This is a genomic window from Kitasatospora sp. NPDC059571, from assembly GCF_042735675.1.
GTDB lineage: Bacteria > Actinomycetota > Actinomycetes > Streptomycetales > Streptomycetaceae > Kitasatospora.
Genome location: NZ_JBHWBW010000654.1, coordinates 1 through 3,487 on the forward strand (window position 1 = coordinate 1; position 3,487 = coordinate 3,487).

The 3,487-nt window shown below is 69.4% G+C and carries 2 protein-coding genes; both read left to right on the top strand.

Annotated elements, in window-relative coordinates; genetic code table 11:
- Positions 1–197: 197 nt before the first annotated feature.
- Complete coding sequence (locus tag ACFV0G_RS37325) at positions 198–806, top strand: CDP-alcohol phosphatidyltransferase family protein (RefSeq protein WP_380557644.1); 609 nt, start codon at positions 198–200, stop codon at positions 804–806.
- Between the two features lie 151 nt (positions 807–957).
- Complete coding sequence (locus ACFV0G_RS37330; RefSeq protein WP_380557647.1) at positions 958–3,453, top strand: sugar phosphate nucleotidyltransferase; 2,496 nt, start codon at positions 958–960, stop codon at positions 3,451–3,453.
- The last annotated feature ends 34 nt before the right edge of the window (positions 3,454–3,487 follow it).

A 3,487-nucleotide genomic window follows, 5' to 3' on the forward strand; every position in this document is an offset into this window, starting at 1 on the left:
CGCCAACCACCCCCCCCACCGCGCTGTGGGGCGGGGGGGGCCACCGGTGTGGCTGAGCGCCCCCCCCCCAAAAAACATACCCCCCCCCCCCCCCCCGGGGGGGGGGGGGGCGCTTCTCTGTTGTATGGTCATTGCCGCACCGTCATACGGCGGACGTCCCGTGCGGAGTCCGACCGCCCCGATCAGGAGGAACCCAGGTGGAGGTTCAGGAGACGCGCGTACAGACGGACCGCGTCCTCACCATCCCCAACCTGCTGAGCATCGGCCGGCTGGTCGGGGTTCCGATCTTCCTGTGGCTGATCCTGTGGCCGGTGTTCGGCGGGCCCAACAACGACGGCTGGGCGATCGTGGTGCTGATGCTGAGCGGCGTCAGCGACTACCTGGACGGCAAGCTGGCGCGGCGGTGGGGTCAGATCAGCCGGCTGGGCCAGCTCCTGGACCCCGCTGCGGACCGCCTGTACGTGCTGTCGACCCTGGTCGGTCTGACGTGGCGCGAGATTCTGCCGCTCTGGCTGACCCTGGTGCTGCTGGCGCGCGAGTTGTTCATCGCCTCGTTGCTCCCGATTCTCAGTCGGCACGGGTACGGACCGCTCCAGGTGAGTTTCCTGGGCAAGGCGGCCACGTTCAATCTGATGTACGCCTTTCCGCTTCTGCTGCTGGGCACCGGCGACAACTGGCTGGCGACGGTTGCCGAGCCGGTCAGCTGGGCATTCATCTGGTGGGGCACGGTGCTCTACTGGTGGGCTGCCATCCTCTACGCCGTCCAGGCCCGCCGCATCGTCAGGGCGGCCGGCGCTGCCGCCTGAGGTGCCGACGCGTTTGATGCGTTGTTGACAAGACTTCTACGTCCGACTTGCCGCGACACGGTGAGTCGGACGTTTTTATCCGGGTAGAGAAGCTCTGGAACGGTTTGATGGATCCGCAGGGTTCACCACCGCGAAGGAGGACGCACCCGTAATGAAAGCCGTCGTGATGGCAGGAGGCGAGGGCACTCGCCTTCGGCCTATGACCTCCAGCATGCCCAAGCCGCTGCTGCCGGTGGCCAACAGGCCGATCATGGAGCACGTGCTCAGGCTGCTGAAACGGCACGGCCTCCCGGACACGGTCGTCACCGTGCAGTTTCTCGCCTCCCTGGTGAAGAACTACTTCGGGGACGGCGAAGAGCTGGGGATGCACCTCACCTACGCCAACGAAGAGATCCCGCTCGGCACCGCAGGCAGCGTGAAGAACGCCGAGGACGCTCTCAAGGACGATTCGTTTCTTGTGATCTCCGGTGACGCGCTCACCGATTTCGATCTTTCCGAGCTGATCGCGTTCCACCGGGAGAAGGGTGCACTGGTCACCGTCTGCCTGACGCGGGTGCCGAACCCGCTGGAGTTCGGCATCACGATCACGGACGACGAGGGCCGGGTCGAGCGGTTCCTGGAGAAGCCGACCTGGGGGCAGGTCTTCTCCGACACCGTGAACACCGGCATCTACGTGATGGAGCCCGAGGTCTTCGCGTACGTCGCGGCCGGCGAGTCCGTCGACTGGTCGAGCGACGTGTTCCCACAGTTGCTCAAGGAGGGCAAGCCGGTCTACGGCTATGTCGCGGAGGGCTACTGGGAGGACGTGGGCACCCACGAGAGCTACCTGAAGGCCCAGGCGGACGTCCTGGAGGGCAAGGTCGACGTCGAGCTGGACGGCTTCGAGATCTCCCCGGGCGTCTGGGTCGCCGAGGGTGCGGAGGTCGACCCGGAGGCGGTGCTCCGCGGACCGCTGTACATCGGCGACTACGCCAAGGTGGAGGCCGGCGTCGAGCTGCGCGAGCACACCGTGCTGGGCAGCAACGTGGTCGTGAAGCGCGGTGCGTTCCTGCACAAGGCCGTGATCCACGACAACGTGTACGTCGGGCCGCAGAGCAATCTGCGCGGCTGTGTGATCGGCAAGAACACCGATGTCATGCGGGCCGCCCGGATCGACGAGGGCGCCGTCATCGGCGACGAGTGCCTGATCGGCGAGGAGTCGCTGCTCGCCGGCAACGTCCGGGTCTACCCGTTCAAGACCATCGAGGCCGGCGCGGTCGTCAACACCTCGGTGATCTGGGAGTCCCGCGGCCAGGAGCACCTGTTCGGCGTCCGCGGCGTCTCCGGCATCCTCAATGTCGAGATCACCCCGGAGCTGGCGGTACGGCTGGCCGGCGCCTATGCGACGACCCTGAAGAAGGGGGCGACCGTCACCATCGCGCGTGACCACTCGCGCGGTGCCCGCGCCCTCAAGCGGGCGATGATCTCGGCGCTGCAGACCAGTGCCATCGACGTCCGAGACCTGGAGAACGTCCCGATGCCGGTGGCCCGGCAGAACACGGCCAGGGGCAGCGCCGGCGGCATCTTCCTGCGGACGACGCCCGGCGTGGCGGACTCGCTCGACATCCTCTTCTTCGACGAGACCGGTGCCGACCTCTCCCAGGCCGGCCAGCGCAAGCTCGACCGGGTCTATGCGCGCCAGGAGTTCCGGCGCGCCTTCCCGGGCGAGATCGGCGACCTGCTGCACCCGTCGAGCGTCTTCGACTCGTACGCGCGCAACCTGCTGCGGTCGGTGGACACCAGTGGGGTCCGTGAGGCGGGCCTGAAGGTGGTCGTGGACGCCGCGCACGGCAGTGCCGGGCTCGTTCTGCCGAGCATCCTCGGCCGCCTCGGTGTGGAGGCCCTGACGGTCGACAGCGGACTCGACGAGGCACGCCCCACCGAGGACGCCGAGGAGCGCCGGGCGGCGCTGGCCAGGCTCGGAGAGCTGGTGGCGTCCTCCCGGGCGGCGTTCGGCGTGCGGTTCGACCCGGTCGGCGAGCGGGTGTCGTTCGTCGACGAGCTGGGCCGGGTGATCCAGGACGACCGCGCCCTCCTCGTCCTGCTCGACCTGGTCGCGGCCGAGCGCCGCAGCGGCCAGGTGGCGCTGCCGGTCACCACCACGCGGATCGCGGAACAGGTGGCCGCCTACCACGGGACGCAGGTGATCTGGACGACGACCTCGCCCGACGACCTGGCGAAGGCGTCGGCGGCCGAGGGCACCATCTTCGGCGGTGACGGGCGCGGCGGCTTCGTGGTGCCCGAGTTCTCCGGGGTGCTGGACGGTCCGGCGGCGTTCGTCCGGCTGGTCGGCCTGGTGGCCCGGACGCAGCTGACCCTCAGCCAGATCGACGCGCGGATCCCGCAGGCGCACATCAAGCGCCGGGACATCGCGACGCCGTGGGCGGCCAAGGGCATGGTCATGCGGTCGGTGGTCGAGGCGGCGGGCAGCCGCAAGCTGGACACCACGGACGGCGTGCGGGTGGTCGAGGCGGACGGCCGGTGGACGCTGGTGCTGCCGGACCCGGCCGAGGCCGTCACCCACCTGTGGGCGGAGGGCCCGGACGACCAGGCCACCGAGCAGCTGCTGGACGAGTGGGCGGCGGTCGTGGACGGCGCCGGGCGGTAGCCGGGACGGAGTCCGGCGAAGGCCGGGCCCGGGG